General features: G+C 52.2%; 1 tRNA gene and 1 rRNA gene. Both read right to left on the bottom strand.

Going from position 1 to position 1210, the window contains the following annotated elements:
- A tRNA-Ile gene (locus FTU72_RS16235) sits at nucleotides 1–77 on the bottom strand.
- 61 nt (nucleotides 78–138) lie between these two features.
- Nucleotides 139–1210 (bottom strand): 16S ribosomal RNA (locus tag FTU72_RS16230); the annotation flags it as partial.

The following is a 1210-nucleotide window of genomic DNA, read 5'->3' as shown; positions in this document are numbered from 1 at the left end:
TGGTGGGTCTGACAAGACTTGAACTTGTGACCCCACGCTTATCAAGCGTGTGCTCTAACCAACTGAGCTACAGACCCTCAGATACATCGTCATGAAGAACAACTTGTTGTGGATTCTTACCAATCGTCAATCTTTCGTTAAGGAGGTGATCCAGCCGCAGGTTCCCCTACGGCTACCTTGTTACGACTTCACCCCAGTCATCGGCCACACCGTGGTAAGCGTCCTCCCTAAGGTTAGACTACCTACTTCTGGTGCAACAAACTCCCATGGTGTGACGGGCGGTGTGTACAAGGCCCGGGAACGTATTCACCGCGGCATTCTGATCCGCGATTACTAGCGATTCCGACTTCACGCAGTCGAGTTGCAGACTGCGATCCGGACTACGATCGGCTTTTTGAGATTAGCATCTGCTCGCGCAGTAGCAACCCTTTGTACCGACCATTGTAGCACGTGTGTAGCCCTGGCCGTAAGGGCCATGATGACTTGACGTCGTCCCCGCCTTCCTCCAGTTTGTCACTGGCAGTATCCTTAAAGTTCCCACCCGAAGTGCTGGCAAATAAGGAAAAGGGTTGCGCTCGTTGCGGGACTTAACCCAACATCTCACGACACGAGCTGACGACAGCCATGCAGCACCTGTATCAGAGTTCCCGAAGGCACCAATCCATCTCTGGAAAGTTCTCTGTATGTCAAGGCCAGGTAAGGTTCTTCGCGTTGCATCGAATTAAACCACATGCTCCACCGCTTGTGCGGGCCCCCGTCAATTCATTTGAGTTTTAGTCTTGCGACCGTACTCCCCAGGCGGTCTACTTATCGCGTTAGCTGCGCCACTAAAGCCTCAAGGGCCCCAACGGCTAGTAGACATCGTTTACGGCATGGACTACCAGGGTATCTAATCCTGTTTGCTCCCCATGCTTTCGCACCTCAGTGTCAGTATTAGGCCAGATGGCTGCCTTCGCCATCGGTATTCCTCCAGATCTCTACGCATTTCACCGCTACACCTGGAATTCTACCATCCTCTCCCATACTCTAGCTAACCAGTATCGAATGCAATTCCCAAGTTAAGCTCGGGGATTTCACATTTGACTTAATTAGCCACCTACGCGCGCTTTACGCCCAGTAAATCCGATTAACGCTTGCACCCTCTGTATTACCGCGGCTGCTGGCACAGAGTTAGCCGGTGCTTATTCTGCGAGTAACGTCCACTTATCCC

The sequence above is a fragment of the Acinetobacter sp. YH12137 genome (assembly GCF_013418535.1).
Taxonomy (GTDB): Bacteria; Pseudomonadota; Gammaproteobacteria; order Pseudomonadales; family Moraxellaceae; genus Acinetobacter.
Note: the sequence above shows the minus strand (reverse complement) of the source record. Positions and strands in the feature narration are given on the sequence as shown.